Here is a 26,795-nt window from a genome sequence, read left to right on the forward strand (position 1 = left end):
TGCGGCTTTCAGGCGCCGGCGGGACGATAGCCGAAGGCCTCTCGCGCCAGCGCGATGACGGCGGGGTCCGCATCCGGGAAGTCCATCGGCACCATTTTCTCCAGCCGATCCGCGACGTAAGTGAGCGCCGCGATACGCCCGGCCTTGCGATGATTATTGTCGATCACCTGCCAGGGCGCATGCTTGGTATCGGTCTTGGCGAACATGGCGTGCATCGCGTCCAGATAGTCGGCGCGGCGCGCGCGGTTGCGATAATCGTCCGCGCCGGTCTTCCACCGCTTCCACGGCGTGTCGAGCCGCTGTGCCAGCTGCTCGTCCTGCGTCTCCTGCGTGATGTGAATGAACAGCTTGACGATATTGGTCCCGGCCTGCGCCTGCTGCTTTTCAAAGGCATTGATTTCGTCATAGGCGCGCTTCCACTCCTTCTTGGAGCAAAAGCCTTCGACCCGCTCGACCAGCACGCGGCCATACCAGCTGCGGTCGAAGATCGCGATGTTGCGCCCGGCGGGCAGGCGGGTCCAGAAGCGCCAGAGGAAATGATGATCGCGCTCGATCTCGCTCGGCGCGGCGATCGGGTGGACCTGATAATAGCGCGGATCCCAATCGGCCGTCATCCGCTTGATGATGCCTCCCTTCCCCGCCGCGTCCCAGCCCTCCAGCAGGATGACGCTGCGCCGGTCGTGCAGGATATGCGCAACCTGTATCTTCGCCAGCCGCTCCTGGAGCGCGGCGAGATCGGCGTCGTAGTCGCCCTCGTACTTCGCGCCGCTTTCGTAGTCGGCAAGGTCGATGGTCAACGCTTCTCTCCCGGTCGGTTCGAGTGGCCCCTTCGACTGCCGGCTTGCAGCAGGCACTCAGGACAGGCTTTGAGAGTAGCCGAGAATACGTATCGAGAACAGTTCTCGACAAGCTCGAACGGAACGGTGGAGAGGCTACCTCCTGTCAGCCCTTCGCCTGCGGCTCCACGACGCGGATATGGAGTTCGCGCAGCTGCTTGAGTTCCGCTTGGCCGGGCGCGCCCATGAGCAGGTCTTCGGCGCGCTGGTTCATCGGGAAGAGCGTGATTTCGCGCAGATTCTGCGCGCCGCACAGCAGCATCACGATGCGATCGACGCCCGCCGCCATGCCGCCATGGGGCGGCGCGCCGTACTGGAACGCGCGGTAGAGACCGCCGAAGCGTTCCTCCACGTCTGCCTGGCTGAGGCCGACCAGCTCGAACGCCTTGACCATGGCCTCGGGCGACTGGTTGCGGATCGATCCCGACGCAATTTCATAGCCGTTGCAGACCATGTCATATTGATAGGCCTTGAGCGTCAGCGGGTCTTGCGTTTGCAGCGCCTCGAGTCCCCCCTGCGGCATCGAGAAGGGGTTGTGCGCGAAGTCGATCTTCTTCTCTTCCTCGTCATATTCGTAGAAGGGGAAGTCGACGATCCAGCACAGGTCGAACCGGTCCTTGTCGATGAGGTCCAGGCTCTCGCCGATGCGGATGCGGGCGAGGCCAGCGAGCTTGGCGGCCTGGCTTTCCCTGCCCGCGGCAAAGAACACGCCGTCATTGGGTCCGAGGCCGAGCGCCGCGATCAGCTTCGCCGTCGCTTCCTCGCCATGATTCTTGGCGATCGGGCCGCCGGGCACGCCATCCTTGATGTTGATGTAGCCAAGACCCGAATAGCCCTCGCCCCGCGCCCAGACATTCATGTCGTCGAAGAATTTGCGGCTGCCCGCGCCCGCGCCCGGCGCGGGAATGGCGCGGATGACGCTGCCGCTCTCCACAAGGCTGGCGAAGATGCCGAAGCCCGATCCGACGAAATGCTCGGTCACGTCCTGGATGAGGATCGGGTTGCGCAGGTCGGGCTTGTCCGACCCATATTTCAGCATCGCCTCGGCGTGAGGAATGCGCGGGAAGCTGCCCGCCGGCGTCACCGGCTTGCCGTCCGCGAACGCCTCGAACACCTGGGCGATGACCGGCTCCATCGTGTTCCACACGTCTTCCTGCGTAACAAAGCTCATTTCGAGGTCGAGCTGGTAGAATTCGCCGGGCAGCCGGTCGGCGCGCGGGTCTTCGTCGCGGAAGCAGGGCGCGATCTGGAAATAGCGGTCGAAGCCGGCAACCATCAGCAGCTGCTTATATTGCTGCGGCGCCTGTGGCAGAGCGTAGAATTTCCCGGCATGAATGCGGCTCGGCACCAGGAAATCGCGCGCGCCTTCCGGGCTGCTCGCCGTCAGGATCGGCGTCGAATATTCGGTGAAGCCCGCGTCCTCCATCCGGCGGCGCATGTCGCGGATAACCTGTGTCCGCTTGACGATATTGGCGTGCAGCGTCTCGCGGCGCAGGTCGAGGAAGCGGTAGCGCAGGCGAATGTCCTCGGGATAGTCCTGCTCGCCCGCAACCGGCAGCGGCAGCTCGGCGGCCGTCGACAGCACCGTCACGCGATCGGCCACGATCTCGATCTCGCCGGTCGCCATCTTCGGGTTGATCGCTTCGGCCGCGCGGGCGACCACCTTGCCCTCGATCGTCACGACCGATTCAAGCCGTAGGCTTTCCAGCGTCTTGAGCGGCTCGCTGTCCGCCTTCGCCACGATCTGGGTGATGCCATAATGGTCGCGCAAATCGACGAACAGCACGCCGCCATGGTCGCGTTTGCGGTGGACCCAGCCCGACACGCGCACATCATTCCTGACCTCTCCCGTGTTCAGGGCGCCGCAGGTGTGGGTGCGATAGGCGTGCATGGCGTTTTGGTCTTTCGGCTTCGTTTTACGGAAATGACAAAGTGGTGCAGCCCCGCTATGGCCGGAACTGTCGAGGTTCGACCAGCCCGCCGGGGAGCGGGCCAGCCCATAATAAGATCGAAGACCATATGCAAATCCATCCGCTGATCACCGACAGCAAGACGCTTTCCGATTTCTGCGCCCGCATCGCCAAATCGCCCTACATCGCCGTCGATACCGAGTTCATGCGCGAGAACAGCTATTGGCCGGAACTCTGCCTGGTTCAGGTGGCCGACCCCAATGAGGCAGCGGCGATCGACCCCAAGGCACCGGGCCTGGACTTAAAGCCCCTGCTCGACCTGCTGGTGAATAATGAGGATGTGCTGAAGGTCTTTCACGCCGGCGGGCAGGACATAGAGATCGTCCACAATTTGACCGGCAAGACCCCCCACCCGATGTTCGACACGCAGATCGCGGCGATGGCGCTGGGGCTGGGCGAACAGATCGGCTACGGCAATCTGGTCGACGCCTGGATGGGCGTGCAGCTCGACAAGGGCGCGCGCTTCACCGACTGGGCGCGGCGGCCGCTCGACAAGCGCCAGATCGACTATGCGATCGGCGACGTCACCTACCTCATCCAGATTTTCCCGCGCATGCTGGAGGAGTTGCGGAAAACGGGGCGCGGCGACTGGCTCGATCAGGAGATGGAGCGGATCAGCGATCCTTCCAATTATGAGAATGACCCGGCGGAGGCTTGGCAGCGCGTCCGCATCGCCAGCAAGAAGCCGGACGTGCTGGGGCGGCTTAAAGCGCTGGCCGCCTGGCGCGAGATCGAGGCGCGCGACAAGAATCTGCCGCGCGGCCGCATCGTCAAGGACGAGACACTGGCCGACATCGCCAGCCATCCGCCGCGCACGCAGGAAGACCTGGGCAAGGTGCGCGGCCTTTCCGCCACCTGGAAGACCAACGATATCGGCGCGCGGCTGATGGCAGCGATCCGGGGCGCGCAGCCGCTCGGCCGCGACGAGATGCCCGATCGCGAGCCGCGCCGGCCGGGGCTGGGCAAGGATGGCGCGCTGGTCGCGGACCTGCTGAAGCTGCTGCTGAAAATCCGGTCGCGCGACATCAATGTCGCCGCCCGGCTGATCGCGCGGACCGACGACATCGACGCACTGGCGGCGGGCGTGCGCGACGGTCTCTCGATCCTCGAAGGCTGGCGCTACGAGCAGTTCGGGCGCGACGCGGTCGATCTGGTCGAGGGGCGCATGGCGTTCGCGGTCAAGAATGGCCGGCTCAAGATGACGCGGACGGAATGAGGAGAGCGACGATGCGGACGATGATCATGGGCGGCCTCCTGAGCCTGACCGCCTGCGCTGGCGCAACCGGTGAAGGACCGACGACGACGCTCGCCGCTGCCGAAGGACCATGCCAGGGCGAGGCGCTGGACGCGTTTGTGGGGCAGAAGGCGAGCGCGGAGACCGGCGCGGCGTTGCTCAAGGCGTCGGGCGCGCGGACGCTGCGCTGGGGCGGCCCCGGCATGGCGATGACGATGGACTATCGCGCCGATCGGCTGACGGTCAGCTATGACGAGTCGATGGTGATTACCTCCGCGCGCTGTGGCTGAAAACGCCGCCGCCGACCTTGCCATCCGCCTCGCCCGCGCCGCCTTCAACCGGGCGCTGGCCGAGGGCGACCTTGCCGCGATCGGTCCGCTGCTGGCACCCGACGTCATAATGATGACGGGCACCGACAGCGCGGTCCTTTCAGGAAGAAAGGCGCAGCTTCAGGCATGGAAGCGGGAGTTCGCGGCGACGGCGCGGATGATCTACACGCGCACGCCGCAGACCATCAGCGTCTCGCCGGTCGAGCCGATCGCGATGGAACTGGGCGCTTGGCAGGGCGTCGTCGGGGGCGTCACTCAGGCATCGGGCAGCTACAGCGCCAAGTGGCGCGACGTGGGCGGCAAATGGGTCATCGAGGCGGAAATCTACGCGACGATGGCCTGAGCGGTCAGCACTTCCACCGCGCCCAGATCGCCGTTGGCAGCGCGATGCCCCGCGCCTCCTCCCGCACCGCCAGTTCGCCGGCCTCGACCGTGCCGGGGAGGTCGGCGAAAGCCTGCCGCAGCAGTTCGCCGATCGCCAGCGCCGACATGCGCACGGCATAGACGGTGAGGAACAGGAAGCGGCTGTCGGCGTCGAGCAGCGCACGGCAATTGGCGATCAGGCCAGGAAGGTCTTCCTCCAGCCGCCAGACTTCGCCGTCGGGGCCGCGCCCATATTTGGGGGGATCGAGCAGGATGCCGTCATAGCGCCGCCCGCGCCGCACCTCGCGCGCGACGAACTTGGCGGCGTCCTCGACGATCCAGCGGACGGGCCGACCCTCCATGCCCGACAGCGCGGCATTGGCGCGCGCCTGCGCCACCGATTTCTTGGACGCATCGACATGCACCATGCGCGCACCGCCGGCCGACAGCGCCAGCGTGCCGACGCCGGTATAGCCGAACAGGTTCATGACCTCCGCATCGGGCTTGTCGGCGATCGCCCCGCGCAGATCGTCCCATATGGGCGCCATGTCGGGAAAGAAACCGAGGTGACGAAAGGGCGTGCAGCTCGACTGGAAGGTCACCTCGCGCCATGTGAGCGGCCAGCCTTCGGCGGGCACCGGCCTTTCATAATACCATCGGCCGCCGCCATCCTCGTCCGATCCGGGAATAAACTCGGCGTCGGCCCGCCAGTCGGTCGTCGCGGGCTTCCACATCGCCTGCGGCTCGGGCCGGATGAAGCGGAAGCGGCCATAGCGCTCCAGCTTGCGCCCGTCGCCCGAATCGAGCAGGCCGTAGTCGGACCAGGGTTCGCCGATGAGGGTCTGCAAGTTCATAACCACTCCCGTTCGGTTCGAAATCCTGAGCCTGTCGAAGGGCGAGAACGGCGCGCATCCGGTTCTCGACAAGCTCGAACCGAACGGATGCTGGGATTAGCCGCGCGGGATCGCCCGCTCGGCGACATAGGCGGTCACCGCCTCGAACGTCCCAGGCAGCTTCACATAGCTTTCCTCGCGCGCGAACAAATCCCCGACCCTGCCGGGCAGCGGCGGGCGAACGCCGGTGGCGCGCTCCACCGCGTCCCGGAACTTGGCAGGATGCGCCGTTGCCAGCGTAACGATGGGCACGTCAGCGTCGATCTCCGCCTCGCGCGCCGCCGCCAGCCCGATTGCGCTGTGCGGATCGATGATCTGGCCCGCGCCGTCATAGGCCCAGCGCATCGCGGTCGTCATGCCGTCCGCGTCGATCCGGGCGGAACGGAACAGATGCGCCGCGCCCTCCCTTTGTGCATTGGTAAGGCGCATCGCCTTTGCCGCCTCGAACCCGCGCATCTGCTCGGCCAAGGCAATGCCGTCACGCCCGCCGGCGTCGAACAGCAGCCGTTCGAAATTGGAGCTGACCTGTATGTCCATGCTGGGCGTCGCGGTCGGCACCACCTGCCCCTGGCTGTAATCGCCGTCGGACAGGGCGCGGTGCAGGATGTCGTTGACGTTGGTGGCGACGATCAGCTTCGCGACGGGCAGCCCCATCTTCGCCGCGACATAGCCGGCGAACACGTCCCCGAAATTGCCGGTGGGGACGGAAAAGGCGACCCGCCGCTCGGGCGCGCCCAGCCGCACGGCCGCGTAGAAATAATAGACGACCTGCGCCATCAGCCGCGCCCAGTTGATGCTGTTCACCGCCGACAGGTTGAACCGGCCGGAGAAGGCGGGATCGTTGAACATCGCCTTCACCAGCGCCTGTGCGTCGTCGAAGCTGCCATCGATCGCGACATTATAGACGTTGGGGGCGAGCACCGTCGTCATCTGCCGCCGCTGCACGTCGGACACGCGGCCTTCGGGATGCAGCATGAAGATATCGATCTTCGCCCGGCCCGCCACTGCGTCGATCGCCGCCGATCCGGTGTCGCCCGATGTTGCGCCGACGATGGTGATATGATCGTCGCGCCGCGACAGGAAGCGCTCGAACAATTGGCCGAGCAGTTGCAGCGCCACATCCTTGAACGCGAGCGTCGGCCCATGGAACAGTTCCAGCAGCCAGTGCTGATGGTCGAGCTGCACCAGCGGCGTCACCGCATTATGGCTGAAGCGCGCATAGGCGGCAGTGCACAGATCGCGCAGTTCGTCTTCGCTCAGCGACCCGGCGACGAAAGGCGCCATCACCCGCACCGCGGTCTCGACATAGGAGAGGCCGGCGAGGGCGCGGATCTGCTCGGGCGAAAAAGCGGGCCACTCCGTCGGCAGATACAGGCCGCCATCGGACGCCAGCCCCGCCAGCGTCACATCTTCGAACCCGAGCGCCGGCGCGCTCCCTCTGCTGCTCTGATACTGCATGATGGAGAAGCGCGGTAGCGCCGGCCCGCCCTAGGGGCAAGCAATTAAGGCTTTTGCGGCCCCGCAGCCCCGATATTCCGCCGCCGCAGCGCCAGCGCATAGATGATCGCCGCGACCCCGGCGAAGAAGAACCATTGCACCGCATAGGCGAGATGGTTGTTGGGGATGTCGGCGGCGCTAGGCGGTGCCACGGCCTTGAAACCGGCCGGCGCGCTTCTCGCGATCAGCATCGGCCGCAACGGCGGGGCGTTGCCCGTCACGCGGCTCAGGAGCGCGCGATGATCGGGCTCCTCGCTGATCCAGCCCTCCACCTGCCCGCCGGTCCAGGTCAGTGTCTGGTCGGGCTTCTGCCCGACGCCAAGCGCGACCAAGGCCCCTGGCCCCTCCGCTCCCGTCGCGCATTGCGCGATATGGCGATAGCCGGTCGAGCCGTCGGCGGCGCGGCCTGCCTCGACCTGCCACCCCACGACGCGCAGGCAATGGACGGACGATCGGCGGAACAGCAAGTCGGGCGAGACTGGCGGCAATTTGGGGAAGGCGACCGGCGCGCGCGCCGGGTTGGTCGCGGCAAGGTCAAGCGCCTGCGCCTTTTCACCCCGCCGCTGGAGCTGCCACACGCCGAGCGCGATCATTATGAGGATCGCGGCCACGACGATGATCGTGGGGATCAGGGGAATGCGAGATCGGACGGGCGCGTCGGTCATGGGATGGGTGATAGCGGCCGGCGGCGCAAAAGAAAACGGCCGGAGCTTTCGCCCCGGCCGATCATCTTTCTCAGTGGAGGCGAATGCCTCAGCCGCCGTGGACTGGCGCACCCCAGCCGCCCCAGACATAGACGGCGACGAACAGGAACAGCCACACCACGTCGACGAAATGCCAATACCAGGCTGCCGCTTCGAAGCCGAAATGCTGACGCGGAGTGAAGTGCCCCTTATAGGCGCGGACCAGATTGACGATCAGGAAGATGGTGCCGACCAGAACATGGAAGCCGTGGAAGCCGGTCGCCATGTAGAAGCTCGAGCTATAGGGATTGCCGCCGAACGCGAAGGGCGCATGGGCATATTCATAGGCCTGGATGCAGCTGAAGATCGCGCCCAGGATGATGGTGCACCACAGCCCCTTGATCAGGCCGTCGCGGTCGCCATGGATCAGCGAATGGTGCGCCCAGGTGACGGTGGTGCCCGAACAGAGCAGGATCAGCGTGTTGAGCAGGGGCAGCTCGAACGCGTTCATCACCTCCACGCCCTTCGACGGGAACATGCCTTCGATCGGCGCCAGCGCGCTCGGGAACAGCGAAAAGTCGAAGAAGGCCCAGAACCAGCCGACGAAGAACATGACTTCGGACGCGATGAACAGGATCATGCCGTAGCGCAGGTGAAGCTGCACCACCGGGGTATGATCGCCGGCATGCGCCTCGGCAATGACATTGCCCCACCAGCTGTAAAAGGTGAAGAGCACGCCCGCGACGCCGATCAGGAACACCCAGCCGCCGCCCGGACCCATCGCATCGGGGTGCATCCACATGATCGCGCCGAACGCCATCACCAGCGCCGACATCGAGCCGAACAGCGGCCAGATGCTGGGCGGGAGAATATGATAATCGTGATTCTTGGCGCCGGCCATGTCGCTCTCTTCCCCGTGGCTGTTATCGTGTCGTCCTTAGCCCGCCTTCTTGCCCTGCTCAACAGGGTAGAAGGTATAGCTAAGCGTAATCTGCTGCGTATCCTTGTTGTCCGGGTCGGCCAATATCTTGGGATCGACATAATAGAGGACGGGCATCCGCACCTCCTGCCCGGGCTTGAGCGTCTGCTCGGTAAAGCAGAAGCACTGGATCTTGGTGAAATAGGCCCCGGCCTGCGTCGGGGTGACGTTGAAGGCGGCAGTGCCGGTCACCGGTTTGTCGGAGAGATTCTTCGCGACGAAGATCGCCATCGACTTCGCCCCCACCGTCACCGTCTGGGTCGGATGCTCTGGCTGGAAGCGCCAGGGCATTCCGGGCTGGACGTTGGAATCGAATCGGATCGACATGCTGTGCCCGGTCGCGACCGGCACGTTCGTCGCCGCCTCCGCGCGCTGGGTCGTGCCGCCGAACCCGGTCTGCTCGCAGAAGATGCGGTAAAGCGGCACCGACGCGAAGCCCAGGCCCAGCATGGCAAGGCCGATACCCGCCGCGAACAGCATCGTGCGCTGGTTGCGGCGGTCCCGGTCAAAGGGCGATGGCGGCAGCGCGGCCATCAGATGTTATGGCTCGCGCCGATCTTCGCCAGGGTGATGGCGAAGAAGAGGATGACGAGGAAGCCGAGCAGCAGCCCGGTCATGACGGCGCGGCTCTTCTGCCGAGCGCGGATCTGTTCCTGTTCCTCGGGCGTCATGCCAGCAGCCAGCGGTCGACGACCACCGCTCCGAACAGCAGGAAGAGGTAGAGGATCGAATATTTGAACAGCCGCCGCTCAGGCATCATGCGGGTCGGATCGCTCTCGCGCCGGCGATAGACCTGAAATGCAAGCGCGGCGAAGACCAGCGTGCCGATCAGCGCGGTCGCGCCATAGATGAGGCCTGTGAGGCGCAGCAGCACCGGCGCGAGCGCGGCCACCGCCATGATCGCGGTATAGGCCCAGATCTGGCGGCGGGTCGCGACTTCGCCCGACACGACGGGCAACATGGGAATGCCGGCAGCGGCGTAATCGGTCTTCACGAACAGAGCGAGCGCCCAGAAATGCGGCGGCGTCCAGAAGAAGATCAGCATGAAGAGCGCGACCGGCAGCGCGCTGACGTCGCCCGTCACCGCTGCCCAGCCGATCACCGGCGGGAAGGCCCCGGCCGCACCGCCGATGACGATATTCTGCGCCGTGCGGGGCTTCAGCCAGATGGTATAGACGAAGACGTAGAACAGGATCGAGACGGCCAGCACCCCGGCGGCGAGCCAGTTGGTCGCCATGCCCATGAGGATGACCGAGAAGAAGGAGAGGCCGACGCCGAAATGCAGCGCCGCCTGACGATCCATGCGGCCGGCCGGCAGCGGGCGCGCGGCCGTGCGCTTCATCTTCGCGTCGATATCGGCTTCCCACCACTGGTTGAGCGCGGCGGCCGCGCCTGCGCCCAGCGCAATGCACAGGATCGCGGTGAAGGCGAGAACCGGGTGGATATGGCCGGGCGCGGCGAGCAGGCCGCACAGGCCGGTGAACACGACCAGCGTCATCACGCGCGGCTTGGTCAAAGCCACGAAATCCCGCCAGTCGGCAGGCATGGAGACAGGGGCAAATGTCGCGGTCGTCATAACTGTTCCGGCCCGCGCAACGGGCGGGCTTTCATGCGGTGCCGGGGGTCGGATCGCATCCGTCCCCCGGCGAAGTTCACACCGTCAATGGTGCGCGGCGTCGTCGATCACCGGCAGCGTTTCGAACTGGTGGAAAGGCGGCGGGCTGGGCAGCGTCCATTCCAGCGTCGTCGCGCCTTCGCCCCACGGATTGCCTTCCGCTTTCCTGCCGGCCGCGAGCGACCAGATCAGGTTGACGAAGAACACCGCCATGCCCGCTGCCATCACCATATAGCCGGTGGTGGCGACCCAGTTCCAATGCTCGAACGCGGCCGGATAGTCGGGGTAGCGGCGCGGCATGCCGCTGAGGCCCAGGAAGTGCATCGGGAAGAACAGCAGGTTAACGCCGATGAAGAACACCCAGAAGTGCAGCTGGCCGAGGAACTCGTTATACATCCGGCCCGACATCTTCGGGAACCAGTAGTAAAAGCCCGCGAACAGGCCAAACACCGCGCCCAGCGAGAGCACATAGTGGAAGTGGGCGACGACATAATAGGTGTCGTGCAGCACGTCATCGACGCCGCCATTGGCCAGCACCACGCCGGTCACACCGCCCACGGTGAACAGGAAGATGAAGCCGAGCGCCCAGACCATCGGCGTCTTGTAGCTGATCGACCCACCCCAGATGGTCGCGATCCAGGAGAAGATCTTGACCCCCGTAGGCACCGCGATGACCATGGTGGCGGCGGTGAAATACATCTTCACGTTAACCGACATGCCGGTCGTGAACATGTGGTGCGCCCACACGACGAAGCCGACCACGCCGATCGCGACCATGGCATAGGCCATGCCGAGATAGCCGAACACCGGCTTGCGGCTGAAGGTCGAGACGATCTGGCTGATGATGCCGAAGCCCGGCAGGATCATGATATAGACTTCGGGGTGGCCGAAGAACCAGAAGAGATGCTGGTACAGCTCGGGATCGCCGCCACCGGCCGCGTCGTAGAAGGTGGTGCCGAAATTGCGGTCGGTCAGCAGCATGGTGATCGCGGCGGCGAGAACCGGCAGCGCCAGCAGCAGCAGGAAGGCGGTGACCAGCACCGACCAGACGAACAGCGGCATCTTGTGCAGGGTCATCCCCGGCGCGCGCATGTTGAGAATGGTGGTGATGAAGTTGATCGCGCCCAGGATCGAGGATGCGCCCGCAATGTGCAGCGAAAGGATCGCCATGTCGACCGCCGGCCCAGCCGACCCGCTGGTCGAGAGCGGCGCATAAACGGTCCAGCCGGTGCCCGCACCATTGCCGGTGCCGCCGGGCACGAAGGTCGACCCCAGCAGCAGGGCGAAGGCGGGGATGAGCAGCCAGAAGCTGATATTGTTCATCCGCGGGAAGGCCATGTCGGGCGCGCCGATCATGATCGGCACGAACCAGTTGCCGAAGCCGCCGATCATCGCGGGCATCACCATGAAGAAGACCATGATGAGGCCGTGGGCGGTGATGAGCACGTTCCAGAGATGATAGGCCTGGTCCAGCGTCGCGTCCGGCCCGTCCATATACATGGCCCAGGTGTGCAGATACTGGATGCCGGGATGCGCCAGCTCGGCGCGCATCAGCCCCGATATCGCGCCGCCGATGATGCCGGCGACGATCGCGAAGATCAGATAGAGGGTGCCGATGTCCTTGTGATTGGTGGACATGAACCAGCGCTGGAAGAAGGCCGGCTTGTGATCGGCATCATGGTGATCATGAGCCCCATGGTCATGGGCGCCGCCGTGATGATCTGCGGTGATGGTGGTCATGGCGTTCCTACCCTATCAAATCTTTTCTTGGGCCGTAGCGGTCGCGGCGGCGGCGGTCGCGGCGGGGGCCGCGCCCTTCAGCGTGCCGCCCTGCGACTGGACCCACTGGTCGAACTGGGCGGGCGGCAGCGCCTCGACCGCGATCGGCATGAAGCCGTGCCGCGCGCCGCACAGTTCGGAACACTGGCCGTAATAGACGCCCGGCTTCTCGATGAACACGGTCTTTTCATTGAGGCGGCCCGGCACGGCGTCCATCTTGAGCCAGAGCGAGGGCACGGCGAAGGCATGGATCACGTCCGCGCCGGTGATGATCAACTTGATCGGCCGGCCGGCCGGCAGCACCAGACGATTGTCGGGCGCCAGCAGATAAGGCTCGCCATTGGCCTTCGCCTTGTCCTCCGGCAACATGTTGGACACATATTCGGGGATGCCGTTGTCGGGATATTCATAACCCCAATACCACTGATATCCCGTGACCTTGACGGTCAGCGCATCCTTGGGCGCGGGCTTGTACTGGTCGGCGAGCAGCCCGATCGAGGGCACGGCGATCGCCAGCAGGATCAGTACCGGCACCACCGTCCACACCACTTCGATGAAGGTGTTGTGCGACGTCTTGGACGGCACCGGGTTGGCCGCGCGGCGATAGCGGACCATGACATAGAGCATCAGCGCCAGCACGAAGATCGAGATGATCGTGATGATCGGCAGCAGGATGATGTCGTGCAGCCAGCGGGCCGTATGGCCGGTGGGGCTGAACTGTTCCTGCAACGTCATTTCGCCCGGACGCGGCATGCCGATGCCCTCGGTCGGCTTCATGCGCGGCGGCGCGGCGACCTTGGCGGCCGGCGCGGCGGCAGAAACGTTGGCGACATTGGCGTCGGCCGAATCGGCGGGCGCGCCGGGGTCGGACGATTTCGGATCGGCATCCACCGGAGTCGCCAGCGCCGGCGCTGCCGCCATGGCGCCATTGTCCTGCGCCAGCGCCGCGCCGCCCGCACCCAGTGTCGGCGCCAAGGCCAGCAGCCCCGCAAGAACGATAGATTTCACCGTCTTCATAGTGTCTTCGTACCCCTAACCCCTCGGCGCCGCTGCAACGAAGACGCATGGTAAAGCGCCCTATTGTCCTCGCCCGTCCGGTTCTGCGGCGGCTTATAGGCAGGCTTTTCCCTTGCCTCAAGCATCTGGGAGCAGATTTTCTTCGCTGTTGCAACGCTCCCCTTCGCCGCCTATCGGCAGAAGGCCGCGCATGGGGGCGCGATCGTGGCGGGTGGCAAGGCCCGCCATGCGAACGAATAGCGGCCGGCGGGCGTCTTGGCCGCCGCGCGACAGGACAGACGGAACGGCATGACGGACGAAGAGGTATTGGCGGAATTCCGGGCGGCGGGCGCGCTGCTCGAAGGACATTTCATCCTCTCGTCGGGCCGCCGCAGCGCCAATTACCTGCAATGCGCGCGCGTGCTCATGAACGCCGAGCGCGCCGGTCGGCTCGCCCGCGCGACGGTGCAGAAGCTGCCCCGTGAGTTGCGGCAGGAGATCGATCTCGTCGTCTCGCCCGCCATGGGTGGCCTTATCATCGGGCATGAAGTCGGCCGCGCGCTGGACAAGGATGCGGTGTTCCTGGAACGGCCCGAGGGCGTATTCGAGCTGCGGCGCGGCTTCACGATCGCGCCGGGTCAGAAGGTGCTGATGGTGGAGGATGTCGTCACCACCGGCCTCTCGTCCCGCCAGGCGATCGAGGCGGTGGAGAAGGAAGGCGGGGTCGTCATCGCCGAAGCCGCTCTGGTGGACCGGTCGGCGGGCGAAGTGGAGCTGGGCGTGCCCTTCTACCCGCTCGTGTCGATCAACTTCCCGGTCTATGAGGCCGACGCGGTGCCGCCCGAACTGGCGGCGATCCCGGCGACCAAGCCCGGCAGCCGAAAGCAGTAAACGGCTCCCATGTCCACGCCGCTGCGCCTCGGGGTCAATATCGACCATGTCGCCACCATCCGCAACGCGCGCGGCGGCGCGCATCCCGATCCGGTGAAAGCGGCGCTGCTTGGCGTAAAGGCGGGCGCGGACGGCATCACCGCGCATCTGCGCGAGGACAGGCGGCATATCCGCGACGAGGATATCGCCATGCTGATGGCGGCCCTCGACGTGCCGCTCAATCTGGAAATGGCGGCGACGCAGGAGATGCTGGACATCGCGCTCAAGCATCGCCCCCATGCCGCCTGCATCGTGCCGGAAAAGCGTGAGGAACGCACGACCGAGGGCGGCCTGGACGCTGCCGGGCAATTCGCGGCACTCCAGCCGGTCGTGGCGACGCTCACGCAAGCGGGCATCCGCGTCAGCCTGTTCATAGAGGCGGACTCGCGCCAAATCGACGCGGCAATCCGGCTCGGCGCGCCGGTGGTGGAATTCCACACCGGAGCCTATGCCCATCTCGACGGATCGGCGCGCGCCGCCGAACTGCGCCGCATCGCCGACGCCGCCGCACTCGCCGCCAAGAATGGCATCGAGCCCCATGCCGGCCATGGCCTGACCTTCGACAATGTCGGCCCGATCGCCGCCATTCCGCAGATCGCCGAACTCAATATCGGCCATTTCTTGATCGGCGAGGCGATCTTCGGCGGGCTGGAAGGCAGCATCCGCGAAATGCGCCGGCAGATGGATCTGGCGCGGTGAGTGAGGCTCTTCGTCACCCCAGCGAAGGCTGGGGTCTCGGGCCGCAGGCGTGGCACATAGCCGCACGAGACCTTGAAGCGAGTCACGTGCCTCACTTCAACCTGCGCCGGGGTGACGGCCTGGGGGGGCCGTCATGATCATCGGCCTGGGCTCCGACCTCTGCAATGTCGATCGTATCCAGAATTCGCTCGACCGTTTCGGCGACCGCTTCGTGCAGCGCGTCTTCACGCCGGTCGAGCAGGCCAAGGCCGCGCGCCGCCCCCTCACCCGCGCGGGCACGCTCGCCAAGCGCTTCGCCGCCAAGGAAGCCTTCTCCAAGGCGGTGGGCACGGGCTTCAAGGCCGGCGTGTTCATGAAGGATATCGGCGTCGTCAACGCTCCGTCGGGCGCGCCGACCCTCGCCCTCACCGGCGGCGCGAAGGCCCGGCTCGATTCGATGATTCCCGCCGGGCACAGGGCCATCGTTCATCTGACGCTCACTGACGATCACCCATGGGCGCAGGCGTTCGTCATCATCGAGGCGCTCCCCCTATGAGCGAAGACCTCCCCAGCGAAAGCCAGCCCGTGACGGCCATCGACCTTCCCGAAGAACAGCAGGCGGCACCCCCCAAGACGCCGGTCAACTGGTGGCAGGAGATGAAGAGCATCGCTCTGCTGATCCTGGCCGTGCTCGCCTTCCACAGCTTCGTCGCCAAGCCTTTCTATATCCCGTCCGAATCGATGATGCCGGTGCTGCTGACCGGCGACCGGCTGGTCGTCAGCAAATTTCCCTATGGCTGGTCCTATGTCTCGCCCAGCTTCCATCCGCTGCCTTTCCTGAAGGGCCGCATCCTCGGTCGCCTGCCCGAACGCGGCGACATCGTCATCGTTTCGCCGCCCAACCGGCGGGAGGATTATATCAAGCGCGTCATCGGCCTGCCCGGCGACATCGTGGAGGTGCGCGGCGGTCAGGTCATTCTGAACGGAACGGTCGTGCCGCAAAAGGCGCTGAAACCCCTGCGCATCCCCGTCGACGGCAACGCGCCCTGCCCGCCGTTGCAATTCCCCGGCGCGCTGGTGACCGACCGCGACGGCAAGAGCTGGTGCGAACTGCCGGTGCGGCAGGAAATCCTGCCCAACGGCAAGACCTATGTCACGATCGACACGGGGCCGAGCGCGCTCGACTGGTACGGCCCGGTCCGGGTGCCGGCCGATCATGTCTTCCTGATGGGCGACAATCGCGACAACAGCGCCGACAGCCGCGCGCCGCTGGAGGAAAATGGCCTGGGCGGCCCGGTGCCATGGGAAGCGATCGGCGGCCGGGCCGAGTTCATCACCTTCAGCCTGGACGGCAACGCGACCTGGAACCCGATCAGCTGGCTCCACGCCTTCCGGTCCGGCCGTGCGGGCAACAGCCTCCGCCCGGCGAGCGTTCCGCGACGCGACTGATGGAACGGGGGGCGACGCCTTCCCGTTTCTCTGTCATGATCATCGCGCGGAGAGGAGTCGGAACGCCATGACCCAGCATCTGGACAAGCAGAAGAAGCTGCATTTCGAACTGACCAATGTGGGCCTGCGCGCGCACGCCACTGCCGCCGGGCTGTTGCAGCTGTGCATGGAATTGCGTCGCGCCGGCGTGCTGGACGAAGCGGCGGTCGATCGCATCAAGAATGCCATCGCCTGCGACATCGAAGTGTCCGCCCCTCGGTCGGTCGCCACCACCGAGTATCGCCGCGACATCAAGGCCCGACTCGACCGCCTGTTCGCTGGTGAGGAGAAGATCGGCGACAGCGACCTGCTGCCGGCCAATGCGCTCGACGACGAGGTGTGTCAGGGTCACGCCTGACCGACCGGGCAAAAGAAAAGGGGCCGGAAACCGACCCCTCGTTTCTCTCGTCCGGCTTTGGCCGATCAGCGGCCAGGCTGCGGCGCCGCGCCCTGCTGCATCTGCTGCTGAAGCTGCATCAGCTCCGCCTTCGACTTGAAATCGTGCAGCGTCACGTCGAACACCAGCACCGATCCGGCGGGGATGGGGCCGGCCTCGCGGTCGCCATAGCCAAGCTGCGGCGGAATCCAGAGGCGGTATTTGCCGCCCTTCTTCATCTTCTGAAGCCCTTCGGAAAAGCCCGGCACCACGCCGTCGACCGGCATCGGCGCCTGCGGATTTTCATCGAACACCGTGCCGTCGAGCAACGTGCCCTTATAGCCCACCAGCGCCACGTCGGCGGTGGTCGGGCTCGGGCCGGCCCCATCGTCCAGCACCTTGTACTGAAGGCCCGATTCGGTCGTCACGACGCCATCGGCATGGGCATTGCTCGTCAGGAAGGCGGAAGGCGAAGGCTCAACGCCCTGCTGCCCGGCCCAGGCCAGTCCGCCCGCCGCCAGCGCAACCAGCGCGACGCCGATCCAGAGGCGCGTCAGCGAGCCCTTGGCGATGGGACGAAGTGGGACAGCCGTTGTGGACATGGGGCGTAAAGCTCGCTCGTATGAAGCAGGAAGTCAGGCTGTGGCAGGCCGGCGCAAACCGACCCCGCTAGGGCGGCGTCTTACTTGACGCCGTCGCGCTCGGCGCGCTTGCGCTCCATCTTGCGAGCGCGGCGGACAGCGGCGGCCTTTTCGCGGGCGCGCTTTTCCGACGGCTTCTCATAGTGACGGCGCAGCTTCATTTCGCGATACACGCCCTCGCGCTGCAGCTTCTTCTTGAGCGCGCGAAGAGCCTGGTCGACATTATTGTCGCGAACGATGATCTGCATAAGTCCGTCAATCTCCAATCGAAAACGATCGATTCGCCGGGACCATTACATCCTTCCCGACGGGCCGACCGAATAGCAAAGCCAGTGAGTCGTCGCGGGTCGCCCCGCGCCATGTGGGCGGCGCCCTACCAGCGCGAGCCCGCAAATTCAAGCCCAAAGCCCGCGCTCTCGACATTTGCGCGGGGGGCGGGAATAGTGCGGCCATAAAGCATAAGGAGGATCGCCATGGCAACCGCCGCGCAACGGCCCGATATGTCCGCCGCCGAATGGGAGGCACGCCAGCAGCTCGCCGCCTGCTACCGCGTCTTCGACCATCTGGGCTGGTCGGAACTCATCTACAACCACATCACCCTGCGCGTGCCCGACGAGCCGGCGGCCTTCCTGATCAACCCCTTCGGCCTTGGCTATCACGAAGTCACCGCGTCGAACCTGGTCAAGATCGACATTGACGGGCAAGTGCTGGACGGCAGCCCCTATCCCGTCAATCGCGCCGGCTTCACCCAGCATAGCGTGTTCCACCGCCATCTGCCCGACGCGCATTGCATCATCCACACCCACACCACCGCCGGCATGGCGGTGAGCGCGGTGGCCGAAGGGCTGCGCCCGATCAGCTTCTACGCCGCCGCCTTCATCGGCCGCATCGCCTATCACGATTTCGAGGGCGTCACGATCCGCCCCGACGAAGGCGAGCGGCTCATCGCCAACCTTGGCGACAGACGCATCATGATGCTGCGCAACCATGGCACGCTGGTGATGGCGGGGAGCCTGCCCGAAGCTTTCCTCCAGCAATGGCTGCTCCAGCGCGCCTGCGAAATTCAGGTCGCCGCCGGCGCTGCGGGGACGCCGGTCGATATTCCGCCCGAGGTGATCGCCGTGCATCAACGCGACCTTTCCGGCGTTCAGCTGCCGGTCGGGCCGGGCGTGCCCGATTTTCAGTCGCTGGTGCGGGTTATCGACCGGATCGATCCCAGCTGGCGGGAGTAAAATCGCGTTAGGTGCTCCTGCGAAAGCAGGAGCCTAGGGTCGGCTGGGTTGCCCTCCATCCTGAGCTCCTGCTTTCGCAGGAGCACGGCATCCTACATCAAGGCCGCGGACAACTCTGCCCCTCCGCCGCCAGCCGCCGCACCTCCTGTGCCGCGACCTGGGCGAGCCAGGCGCGGCGCTCCGCCTTGTCGGCATTCTCCTCGGCCAGTTTCCGCGCAGCCAGCGCCGCGTTGCGCTCCTTCACCGCCATGCGCGCATAAGTGAAGGCGGCGATCGAGAGGCCCGACAATACGATGATCAGCAGCAGCGCGGCGGCCGAAAGCCCCGCCGCGATCCGCCGGCTGCGGCGCTGGTCGCGGCGGTAGAGCGCGGCATAGGACGCGCCCAGCAGCCCGGCGATGAGCTTCAATTTCACCACATTGCGCTCATTCTTCTGAAGATCGGGCGCAAGCGGCTCCAACGGCCGGGTCCGGTCCAGTTCGCCATCCTCGTCCAGCGCGAACAGCAGCGGCGCGGGGAAACAGTCCTGCGCGGCGTCGCCCGGCGTTCCGGCGGCGATCACGGCGAAGACCGGCGCGTCCGGGTTCATCGTCTTGAACGCGCGGATTTCCTTGTCGACCCATTGGGACCGCGCGGCCGCCGGCGAGCAGATCACGATCAGCGCGTCCGACCGCGCCAGCGCCCCCTGCAATTTCGGCCCCAGCTCGGCCGCGCCCGCCAACTCGTCCTCGTCGCGGAACACCGGCCGCAGCCGCGCCGGGATCGGCCCGCGCTCGCCCATGGTGCCGACCAGCCCCTTGGGCACGCGATAATTCTCGATTCCCCGGTGCAGCCAGCGCGCGACCTTCATGTCGGCATGGCTGTAGCTGATGAAGGCGGCGTAGCGGCTGCTGCCGCCGCCCACCAGCGCGCTCAGTTGCTTGTGCGCGAAGCCGGCCAGTTCCGCGCCGCCCGCCAGCACTGGCTTTCCGACGGCGGCGGCGGTATCTACCGGGGCGGAGAAAATCTTGCCGAGGGGATTGGACATGATGCGCTTCATCCTAGTCGCGAGCGCCGCGACGTTGATGGCCGGCCCCGCGCCCGCGCAGCAGCCCCCGGTTGCGCCCGCCCCGGCAGCCAAGCCCGCCGATCCCTTCGCGCAGGCGATCGCCGCGCGGCAGGTCGCCGACTTCGCGCGGCGCGAGCGCGATCCCTACGCCATGCTCACCGCCGCGCGCATGTTGCAGCAGGTGCCGATGACCGATGGCGCGAAGCCGGCCGAGGGCGACGCCGCCTTCTCGCCCGACGCCTTGTTCGCGGAGGCCAGGACGCTGGCGCGCGACGACCAGGCGCTGCTGCTCCAGATCCGCATGGCGCAATCGTCCGGGCGCGGCGTCGTCGCCTCCGCCTTCGGCAAGGGGCTGGTGCGCCGCGTGCTCGACGTCGATCCGCGCAATGCCTATCGGTTCAACGTCACCGCCAAGGGCGGCGAGCCGCTGCGGATCGGCGCGATTGGCGACATTGGCACCAATATGTATATCCGCCTGCTCGACGCTTCGGGCAAGCAGCTCTGCCTCGACGACAATGCCGATTATGCGCCGGTCTGCGCGGTGACGCCGCGCGCGTCGGGTCAGTATCGCGTCGACATCGGCAACAAGAGCGCCGCGCGCAGCCGCACGGTTATCCTCAGCAATTAGGGGGCAGGCAGAGCGCATCGCCCCTCAATTCCCGGTATAGAGTTCGCCGATGGTCAGGCTCGCCTGGCCGCTATTCTTCGCCAGCACGTCCCGGATCGGCGCGACCAGCCGGGCCGACGCACGCTGATTCTCGACCGTCCGCAGCAGAAGGCGGAAATCCTGCGGCGGCTGCGGCGTCACCAGCGCGACGACATGGTCCGCGCCATAGGGCGGGATGACCTGGCTTTCGAGCACGGGCAGCGACTGGCCGGGCGCGAGCTCGCCGTCCCTGTCCTGCTCCGCCACGGGATAGAGGCGCTGCACCGTGCCGTCCGCCGCGATATTGAACACGGTGGCGTAGCGCGGCCCGCTCGCGACCTGCGTCTGGGCGAGCGCCAGCGTCACCGGCGCCCCGGCGGGGTAGCGCGCGCCATTTTCCTGCGGGCCGACCATCAGCCGCGCCGCCTGTTCGGACAGCATCGGCCGCAACGCTTCGAGCGCCGCCCACTTTTCGATGACGCCGCGCACTTGCGCCGCCGTCCGCACATTCTGCGCCACCACGTCGCCCGTGCGCCGCAGCATCGCCTGTGCGCGCGCGTCCCACACGAAGTCCGCGCCCTGCCCGTCGGTCAGGATGCGCCAGGGATAATCGCCGGTCACGCTCGCCCGCGCCTTCACGTCCGCGACATAGAGGCCGGGCAGCGGCGGGGGCGCGGGCGGGGCGGGCGGCGGCGGCACCGCGGCGAACAGCCCCTGCCCCTCGCGCCCCGGCGGAATGACGGTGTTGCTCTCCTGCCGCTGCCCGCTCAGCATCCGCACCTGGACGTTGAGATAGCTGCCCAGTTCCCCAATCGACAGGCTTCCGTCGCCATCCTGGTCGGCCGCCATGCCCCGCCCGTCGGGGCGCGGCGTCGTCAATCCCTGCTCGAACGACCAGGTCAGGAAACCGCGCGTCGGCGCGCCCTCCACCGGCAGCGCGTTTTCCCAGGCGATCTGGTCGTCGCGCGCGGCGCTGATGTAGAAAAGGTTGGGCAGATCGTCGCGCGTCGCCCCCGCCGGCGCAGCCTCGCCGGCTGCCAGCACGCTGGCAAAACGGGGCGCGGGCCGGGCCGCCAACTCGACATTGCGCGCGCCCAGCGTCAGGCGCGGGGCCATGCCGCGCACGCGGGGATCAACGGAGCGGTGCAGCGTGCCCGAATGGCACGTATCGGCCATCATCAGCACCTGCACCCCGCGCGGCACATAGAGCGACAGCCAGGTGTAGAAATCCTTGTCGACGATGAAGCGCTCGGCGTCCTGCACGTCGGGGTCGAAGCCGGGCAGCGGCAGGAACTGGTCGGTGTCGCCGTCGCGCGTTCCCTTGACCGCCGCTTCGGCGAGCGCGCCATGGCCGGTGTAATAGAGGAAGATCCAGTCACCCGGCTTCGAGCGCAGCCCCAGCGCATGGAGCGCGGTCTCGACCGTGGTGCGACTCACGCCTTCGTTGCGGAGAACGGTGACGTCCTGCGCGCCCTGCCCCCGGACCAGCGTCTCCATCGCGGCCAGATCATTTTCCGGTCCGGCCAAGTCCATGATAAGTTTGGATTTGAACTGCCAGGAACCGACAAGCAGCGCGCGCGTCTCGGCAAAAGCACAACCTGGATCAACAAATAGTGTGACAAAGGCCGTTAATACTGTTGCCCAGAGTCCACGTCGCCCCGTCGACATTGGATGTCCCCACGGTTTTTTATTGCCTCGACAAGGCTATATCCATAATCGTAGGAAGGTAATGAGGGCAATAACTATATCTTGACTCGGAGCGGACAAATGGCGGCATTTCGTTCCACTTTAGCCATTGCATCCTTTGGATTTCTTTTGACGGCTTCCGCTAACGCTCTGGCGCAGCAGGACAACGCTCCGCCTTCATCGCAACAAGGGGCGGCCGGTCGCGGCGTGCGGATCGTGCCGGCCGAGCCGGTTTCGCCGCCCCCCGTTGCAAATCCGCCACAGCCTGTCGCGCCGGTCGCCAATGCCGTCGCCAACGACCCGGCGGTCGCGCAAGGCCCGGCCGCGCCCGCCGCGCTCAAATCCTGTGATCGCCCGGTGAGCCGGCCGACGCTGCGTTTCGACCAGCCCGAAGGCTTCGATTCCCGCCTGCGCCCGAAGCTGAAGCGCGGCCGCGCCGTCGTGGTCGATCTCGCCACCCCCTATGCCGCCGACCAGGAAGCGCCGCTGCCGCTCGGCGCGTGGCTCAATGAAGTGAAGCAGAGCGGGGGTGCGGTCGAGGCGCAGCCCTATTGCGTCAAGGGTCGCGGCCTTGGCGGCTTCTTCGCCAAATTGTTCGGCGGCGGTCCGGCCGAACCCTATAAGGCCGCGCGGCGCTATGACGCGGTGCTGCATGTCGATGCGCTGGATCAGGTCGTGACCCAGGTCAGCTTCACGCCGCGCAAGGCGCGTCCGTGACCGATCGAGCTTCGCAGGGCGGGCGCGGCTGGCTTTGTGCGCTGCTGCTGGGCTGGCTACTCGCCGCCTGCGCCTTCGCCGCGCCCGCGCGGGCGGCGGAGGAACCGCGCCTCGCGCTCGTCATCGTCAACGGCGCCTACCAGTCCTTCGACCGGCTCGGCTCCACCTATGGCGATGGCGAGAAGGTCGCGACCGCGCTCAACGCCACGGGCTTCACCGACGCGAGTGGCGCGGGCGCGGTGCAGGTCCGCCGCGATCTCAGCCGGGCCGACATGCTGGCGGCGGTCGCCGACTTCCGCGCGAAGCTGGCGGCGGCTGGCCCCAAGGCGTTCGGGATGCTCTATTTCTCCGGCCATGGCGCGGCGCTCGGCAGCTATGGCGACGTCATGCTGCTGCCGGTCGATGCCGGCCGCGACCTGACGCCCGAGAGCGCCACCCTCACCCGCGCCGCGCTGACCCACAATCTGCTGGGTTCGGGCGCGAAGACGGTGCTGATCGTGCTCGACATGTGCCGCAACGTCCTGCCCGCCCCGCCGCCGTCTCTGACGCAGATGATCGCGGCCGAGACCGGCACCGAGGCGTCGGCGGTGGGGGACCTGGCGGGAAGCAAAGGTCTGCGCCGCATGATCCGCGCGCCCTCGGCGACGATCCGCCCGGACCAGGGCTATCTCGTCGCCTTTTCCACCAGCGCCGATCAGGTCGCGTTCGACGACGGCATCTTTTCCAAGGTGCTGGCCGAGGAAATTCGCCGCCCGCAGCAGAATATCGCCGATGCTCTGAAGCGCGTGTCCGATCGCGTGGCGCTGTCATCCGGCAAGAATTTTCAGAAGCCGACCTTCGATTATGGGCTTCAGGGCGCGCCGCCCTGCTTCATCTCCTGCGACCGGGCTGCGAGCGACCGTTTCTACGACTGCGCCAACTGCCCCTGGATGCGCGCCATCCCCGCCGGGCTCAGCCCGTTCGGATCGCCCGCGTCGGAGCCTGGACGTGGCGGCGACGAGGCGGTGCAGGCCGATGTGCGGATCGACAAACCCTTCGCTATCGGCGTCTATGAAGTCACGATCGCCGAATGGAATGCGTGCGTGCGCGACAATGCCTGCGCGAAGCTTGGCAGCTGGTCGAAGGAAAATCCCAATCCGCTGATCCCGGCGACCGACATCGGCTATGAGGATGCGCAGGCCTTCCTGGCCTGGCTCAGCGTCCAGTCGGGCCGCGCCTATCGCCTGCCGACCGAACAGGAATGGGAATATGCGAGCCGGGGCGGCGCATCCACCGCTTTCCCCTGGGGTGACGATATCGGCCCATCGATGGCGAATTACGACCATACCGCCCGCTATCGCGGATCGGAAACCGCACCCTATCGCGGCTATCCCGAAGCGGTGAACAGCTATCCGGCCAACGCCTTCGGCCTCAACCAGATGCAGGGCAATGTGTGGGAATGGACGTCGGGCTGCACCGACACGAGCTGTCGCGGGCGGATCCTGCGCGGCGGATCGTTCGAAAGCGCGCCCGACGCGCTCCGCTCCGCCAACCGCTTCACCGTGCCGCCGGGCAAGAGGCGGCAGGATGCGGGCTTGCGCGTCGTGCGCGATCTGGAGCCGGATGAGGTCGGCAGCACCGGCTAGACGATATTCAAGGGGTTCGCGCCGACGATGAAACCGGGGCGCAGCAAGAGGGGTAAGACATGAAGACGAAAATGATGGCCGCCACCCTGGCGGCGCTGCTTCCGGGCATCGCGCAGGCTTCGCCTTATTATGCGAGCATCGGCAGCCCGAACAGCCTGCAACACACCGCCGTCTCGACGGCGCTGAACCTCAACGATCTCGATTATGACGACGACCCGGATACGCCCGGCTTCGACATGGAGGGCGATGCCGACACGATCGGCGGGGCCTTCACCTACTGGGGCGGCGCCGGCGTGGAAGGGCAACGCTACGAACTGCGCTACCAAAAGGCGATGCGCGTGTCGGAGGGCAGCCGCGCCCGCGTGCTGATCGACCCGGTACTCAACGTCCTGCATGTCAACAACGGCCAGACCACGATCATGGGCACGCTCTCCACCGGCGTCGAGCTGCCGGTCCAGCCCAACTGGCTCATTACCCCGCGCGTCGCCTTTGGCGCGAACGACAATGACGGCTATTTCGGCGCGAGCAGCGAAGTGCTGACCCTGTCCGCCACCAGCCGCTACAAGATCGCGCAGGTCGGGCGCGGCGACCTCACCATCGGCAACATGGTCGGCTGGTCGACCACCACCGATATCGGCATCGGCAAGGATCCGGGCTTCTACTTCAAGGAGGATGTCTGGACCTTCCGCAACGGCGTTGCCTATCAACTGCCGTTCAAGGGCCGGATGTTCGGCGGCCGCCAGGGTTCGCTGCGCGCCAGCTATACCTGGACGAAGCTGACCGGCGATCCGCAATCCTATGAGGATGTGCACGAAGCCGCGCTCAGCGTCGGCATCCGCACCCGCGAGGCCGAACAGAAGAGCCGCGTCGAACAGCTGCGCATTGGCCTCATCTACACCCATGGCACCAGCAGCTTTTCGCACGATTTCGATTTCGACGCGGTGACGCTGACCGTGGGCTATCGCTTCTGACATAGGGCAAACAGGGGGAGGAACGGGCGATGACACGGCGTCTGATGACATGGGGCCTGCCGGCGCTGGTGGCATTGACCGCCGGTGCTTCCTGGGCACAGCAGGGCGGCGAGCCGGTGTTCATGACCGGGGCCGCGCCCGTTTCTCCCGAAGACTATGCGAAATTCCCGAAGCAGGGGCGCTTCCGCGCCTATCTGCCCAAGCGGGTGGACCTGTCCAACGCCTATCCCCCGCCCGGATCGCAGGGGCCGCAGCCCAATTGCGTCGCCTGGGCCACCACCTATGCCGCGCGCACCTTCCTCAATTTCCGCGACAAGGATGTGCAGCCGGCGCAGCCCGCCGACCAGATGAGCCCGGCCTATGTCTATAATCGGCTGCGCCCGCCCGGATCGCCCTGCACCGGGGCGATCACCATCGTCCAGGCGCTCACCCTGCTCAAGAATGAAGGCACGGTCAGCCTCGCCGAATTTCCCGACGACATGACCAAATGCGCGATCCCCGCGCCCGAAGCGCTGAAGGCCAAGGCCGGCGACTTCCGCCTGCTCGACTGGCGCGCGATCGACCGGGAGGTGAAGGACGACTGGCGCACCCCGATCATTCTGGATGACGTCAAGGGCGCGCTGGCGCGCGGCGCGCCGGTCATATTCTCGATGCCGGTCGCGGCCGACTTCATGGCGTTCCGCGGCGACGGCGTCTTCCGCCGCGCGGAAAAGCCGCAGAAGCTCAATTATCACGCCATGGCGATCGTCGGCTATGACGAGGACAGGCAGGCGCTCCGCATCATGAACAGCTGGGGTCCGATCTGGGGCGACAAGGGCTATGCCTGGATCGACTATGATACGTTCAAGCTGCTCGCGGGCGAAGCCTATTCGCTCGAAGCGCCGCTGACGACGACCCCGACCGGCCCCGCCACGCCGCCGCCCGCCCCGCGCACCGACGCGCAGAATTTCGCCGATCAGATGGCCGCCATGCCGTGCGGCGCGGTGTCGGTGCAGGGGAAGAGCATCACCGGCTTTTCCGGCGACTTGAACGCCATCGCCGCGCTCAAGGACGCCGCCGCGAAGGCCGATCCGCAGCTCAGCTTCGCGGTCCGCCACCTGCCCTGGCCGCAATGCGAGGCCGCGCTGACGCTTGCCCAGCCGCTGAACCGCCAGGGCACCACGATCGCCGCCCTTACCGACACCGGCGGCGCGCGCGAAGGCGATCCGGTGGCGATGAAGGAAAATGACATTTTCGGCGTCAGCGCGACGACCACTGCGGCACGCCCCTATCTCAGCATCATCTATCTTCAGGCGGACGGCAGCGCGGTGGAGCTTAATCGCAGCCACCCGGAACCCGATGCGAAGGGGCAGCGCCGGGTGACGATCGGCCTTACCAAGACGGCGCAGCGCTACCAGGTCGCGCCGCCCTTCGGCTCCGAACTGATCCTCGCCATCGCGTCGGACAAGCCATTGTTCGGCGACGACGAAGTGGTGACCGGCACCGAACGCCAGTTCCTGACCCGGCTGCGCGCCAAGCTCGCCGCGCGCAAGGGCGATGGCGTCGCCGCCGCGCTGGTCCGCTTGCAGACCAGCAACTGACTC

Annotated in this window: 29 protein-coding genes; 14 read left to right on the forward strand and 15 right to left on the reverse strand. The window is 66.4% G+C overall.

What is annotated here, in order from left to right; all coding sequences use genetic code 11:
* Nucleotides 1-8: 8 nt before the first annotated feature.
* Together ACETPF_RS10190 and aspS are read right to left on the reverse strand one after the other, a co-directional pair.
* On the reverse strand, nt 9-797 hold the full coding sequence (locus ACETPF_RS10190) for a polyphosphate kinase 2 family protein (RefSeq protein WP_373934362.1): 789 nt from the start codon (nt 795-797) through the stop codon (nt 9-11).
* Between the two features lie 145 nt (nt 798-942).
* Nucleotides 943-2,727, reverse strand: coding sequence for an aspartate--tRNA ligase (gene aspS / locus ACETPF_RS10195; RefSeq protein WP_373934363.1), 1,785 nt, complete (start codon nt 2,725-2,727; stop codon nt 943-945).
* Nucleotides 2,728-2,855: 128 nt separating this feature from the next.
* Here aspS and rnd point away from each other — a divergent pair, with 128 nt between their 5' ends.
* From rnd to ACETPF_RS10210, 3 genes are read left to right on the forward strand one after another with little or no spacing between them, the layout of a single operon-like run.
* Entirely contained in the window at nt 2,856-4,022 is a 1,167-nt protein-coding gene (rnd, locus tag ACETPF_RS10200) for a ribonuclease D (protein ID WP_373934364.1), read from the forward strand.
* An 11-nt stretch (nt 4,023-4,033) separates the two neighbouring features.
* Nucleotides 4,034-4,330: an I78 family peptidase inhibitor gene (locus tag ACETPF_RS10205; RefSeq protein ID WP_373934365.1), complete on the forward strand. Its 297-nt coding sequence runs from the start codon at nt 4,034-4,036 to the stop codon at nt 4,328-4,330.
* Complete coding sequence (locus ACETPF_RS10210) at nt 4,323-4,712, forward strand: nuclear transport factor 2 family protein (RefSeq protein WP_373934366.1); 390 nt, start codon at nt 4,323-4,325, stop codon at nt 4,710-4,712. Before ACETPF_RS10205 ends, ACETPF_RS10210 begins: the two co-directional genes overlap by 8 nt.
* A gap of 4 nt (nt 4,713-4,716) precedes the next feature.
* On the opposite strand, the gene ACETPF_RS10215 is transcribed toward ACETPF_RS10210, so the two are convergent.
* The 9 genes from ACETPF_RS10215 to coxB all read right to left on the reverse strand — a co-directional run bounded on the left by ACETPF_RS10215 (nt 4,717) and on the right by coxB (nt 13,195).
* Nucleotides 4,717-5,586: an RsmD family RNA methyltransferase gene (locus tag ACETPF_RS10215; RefSeq protein WP_373934367.1), complete on the reverse strand. Its 870-nt coding sequence runs from the start codon at nt 5,584-5,586 to the stop codon at nt 4,717-4,719.
* Between the two features lie 96 nt (nt 5,587-5,682).
* Nucleotides 5,683-7,083, reverse strand: coding sequence for a threonine synthase (thrC, locus tag ACETPF_RS10220; protein ID WP_373934368.1), 1,401 nt, complete (start codon nt 7,081-7,083; stop codon nt 5,683-5,685).
* A gap of 44 nt (nt 7,084-7,127) precedes the next feature.
* Nucleotides 7,128-7,787, reverse strand: coding sequence for an SURF1 family protein (locus tag ACETPF_RS10225; protein ID WP_373934369.1), 660 nt, complete (start codon nt 7,785-7,787; stop codon nt 7,128-7,130).
* 88 nt (nt 7,788-7,875) lie between these two features.
* Nucleotides 7,876-8,706, reverse strand: a complete 831-nt coding sequence (locus ACETPF_RS10230) for a cytochrome c oxidase subunit 3 (protein WP_373934370.1) — start codon at nt 8,704-8,706, stop codon at nt 7,876-7,878.
* Between the two features lie 36 nt (nt 8,707-8,742).
* A complete protein-coding gene (locus ACETPF_RS10235) occupies nt 8,743-9,318 on the reverse strand; it encodes a cytochrome c oxidase assembly protein (RefSeq protein ID WP_373934371.1) in 576 nt (191 codons plus the stop codon).
* Nucleotides 9,318-9,455, reverse strand: a complete 138-nt coding sequence (locus ACETPF_RS10240; protein WP_373934372.1) for a cytochrome c oxidase system small membrane protein — start codon at nt 9,453-9,455, stop codon at nt 9,318-9,320. Before ACETPF_RS10240 ends, ACETPF_RS10235 begins: the two co-directional genes overlap by 1 nt.
* Nucleotides 9,452-10,360 (reverse strand): heme o synthase, encoded by a 909-nt coding sequence (locus ACETPF_RS10245; RefSeq protein WP_373934374.1) that lies wholly within the window; start codon nt 10,358-10,360, stop codon nt 9,452-9,454. The genes ACETPF_RS10240 and ACETPF_RS10245 overlap by 4 nt, the downstream gene beginning before the upstream one ends.
* A gap of 84 nt (nt 10,361-10,444) precedes the next feature.
* Nucleotides 10,445-12,139 (reverse strand): cytochrome c oxidase subunit I, encoded by a 1,695-nt coding sequence (gene ctaD, locus ACETPF_RS10250; protein WP_373934375.1) that lies wholly within the window; start codon nt 12,137-12,139, stop codon nt 10,445-10,447.
* Nucleotides 12,140-12,154: 15 nt separating this feature from the next.
* A complete protein-coding gene (gene coxB, locus ACETPF_RS10255; protein WP_373934376.1) occupies nt 12,155-13,195 on the reverse strand; it encodes a cytochrome c oxidase subunit II in 1,041 nt (346 codons plus the stop codon).
* Nucleotides 13,196-13,483: 288 nt separating this feature from the next.
* Between coxB and pyrE the strand changes: the two genes are divergently transcribed.
* From pyrE to ACETPF_RS10280, 5 genes are all read left to right on the forward strand, one after another.
* A complete protein-coding gene (gene pyrE, locus ACETPF_RS10260; RefSeq protein ID WP_373934377.1) occupies nt 13,484-14,065 on the forward strand; it encodes an orotate phosphoribosyltransferase in 582 nt (193 codons plus the stop codon).
* Nucleotides 14,066-14,074: 9 nt separating this feature from the next.
* A complete protein-coding gene (locus tag ACETPF_RS10265; RefSeq protein ID WP_373934378.1) occupies nt 14,075-14,803 on the forward strand; it encodes a pyridoxine 5'-phosphate synthase in 729 nt (242 codons plus the stop codon).
* Between the two features lie 133 nt (nt 14,804-14,936).
* The gene (gene acpS, locus ACETPF_RS10270; protein WP_373934379.1) at nt 14,937-15,338 is read left to right on the forward strand and encodes a holo-ACP synthase; all 402 of its coding nucleotides are present in this window, start codon (nt 14,937-14,939) and stop codon (nt 15,336-15,338) included.
* Nucleotides 15,335-16,231 (forward strand): signal peptidase I, encoded by an 897-nt coding sequence (gene lepB / locus ACETPF_RS10275; RefSeq protein ID WP_373934380.1) that lies wholly within the window; start codon nt 15,335-15,337, stop codon nt 16,229-16,231. The genes acpS and lepB overlap by 4 nt, the downstream gene beginning before the upstream one ends.
* A 67-nt stretch (nt 16,232-16,298) precedes the next feature.
* A complete protein-coding gene (locus ACETPF_RS10280) occupies nt 16,299-16,628 on the forward strand; it encodes a hypothetical protein (RefSeq protein ID WP_373934381.1) in 330 nt (109 codons plus the stop codon).
* Nucleotides 16,629-16,693: 65 nt separating this feature from the next.
* On the opposite strand, the gene ACETPF_RS10285 is transcribed toward ACETPF_RS10280, so the two are convergent.
* Complete coding sequence (locus ACETPF_RS10285; protein WP_373934382.1) at nt 16,694-17,248, reverse strand: FKBP-type peptidyl-prolyl cis-trans isomerase; 555 nt, start codon at nt 17,246-17,248, stop codon at nt 16,694-16,696.
* 80 nt (nt 17,249-17,328) lie between these two features.
* Nucleotides 17,329-17,535: a 30S ribosomal protein S21 gene (rpsU, locus tag ACETPF_RS10290; protein WP_328275699.1), complete on the reverse strand. Its 207-nt coding sequence runs from the start codon at nt 17,533-17,535 to the stop codon at nt 17,329-17,331.
* Nucleotides 17,536-17,760: 225 nt separating this feature from the next.
* Between rpsU and ACETPF_RS10295 the strand changes: the two genes are divergently transcribed.
* Complete coding sequence (locus ACETPF_RS10295; protein ID WP_373934383.1) at nt 17,761-18,519, forward strand: class II aldolase/adducin family protein; 759 nt, start codon at nt 17,761-17,763, stop codon at nt 18,517-18,519.
* A gap of 97 nt (nt 18,520-18,616) precedes the next feature.
* On the opposite strand, the gene ACETPF_RS10300 is transcribed toward ACETPF_RS10295, so the two are convergent.
* Entirely contained in the window at nt 18,617-19,546 is a 930-nt protein-coding gene (locus tag ACETPF_RS10300; protein WP_373934384.1) for a toll/interleukin-1 receptor domain-containing protein, read from the reverse strand.
* Here ACETPF_RS10300 and ACETPF_RS10305 point away from each other — a divergent pair.
* On the forward strand, nt 19,545-20,195 hold the full coding sequence (locus ACETPF_RS10305) for a hypothetical protein (RefSeq protein WP_373934385.1): 651 nt from the start codon (nt 19,545-19,547) through the stop codon (nt 20,193-20,195). The genes ACETPF_RS10300 and ACETPF_RS10305 overlap by 2 nt on opposite strands.
* A 24-nt stretch (nt 20,196-20,219) precedes the next feature.
* Here ACETPF_RS10305 and ACETPF_RS10310 read toward each other — a convergent pair whose 3' ends face one another.
* Nucleotides 20,220-21,881: a caspase family protein gene (locus tag ACETPF_RS10310; protein ID WP_373934386.1), complete on the reverse strand. Its 1,662-nt coding sequence runs from the start codon at nt 21,879-21,881 to the stop codon at nt 20,220-20,222.
* 147 nt (nt 21,882-22,028) lie between these two features.
* Here ACETPF_RS10310 and ACETPF_RS10315 point away from each other — a divergent pair, with 147 nt between their 5' ends.
* The 4 genes from ACETPF_RS10315 to ACETPF_RS10330 are packed head-to-tail and all read left to right on the forward strand — an operon-like array spanning nt 22,029 to nt 26,792.
* Nucleotides 22,029-22,616, forward strand: a complete 588-nt coding sequence (locus tag ACETPF_RS10315; RefSeq protein ID WP_373934387.1) for a hypothetical protein — start codon at nt 22,029-22,031, stop codon at nt 22,614-22,616.
* Nucleotides 22,613-24,241: an SUMF1/EgtB/PvdO family nonheme iron enzyme gene (locus ACETPF_RS10320; protein ID WP_373934388.1), complete on the forward strand. Its 1,629-nt coding sequence runs from the start codon at nt 22,613-22,615 to the stop codon at nt 24,239-24,241. Before ACETPF_RS10315 ends, ACETPF_RS10320 begins: the two co-directional genes overlap by 4 nt.
* A 59-nt stretch (nt 24,242-24,300) precedes the next feature.
* Complete coding sequence (locus ACETPF_RS10325) at nt 24,301-25,212, forward strand: hypothetical protein (protein WP_373934389.1); 912 nt, start codon at nt 24,301-24,303, stop codon at nt 25,210-25,212.
* 29 nt (nt 25,213-25,241) lie between these two features.
* On the forward strand, nt 25,242-26,792 hold the full coding sequence (locus ACETPF_RS10330) for a C1 family peptidase (RefSeq protein ID WP_373934390.1): 1,551 nt from the start codon (nt 25,242-25,244) through the stop codon (nt 26,790-26,792).
* The last annotated feature ends 3 nt before the right edge of the window (nt 26,793-26,795 follow it).

The organism is Sphingobium agrisoli (assembly GCF_041877245.1).
GTDB lineage: Bacteria > Pseudomonadota > Alphaproteobacteria > Sphingomonadales > Sphingomonadaceae > Sphingobium.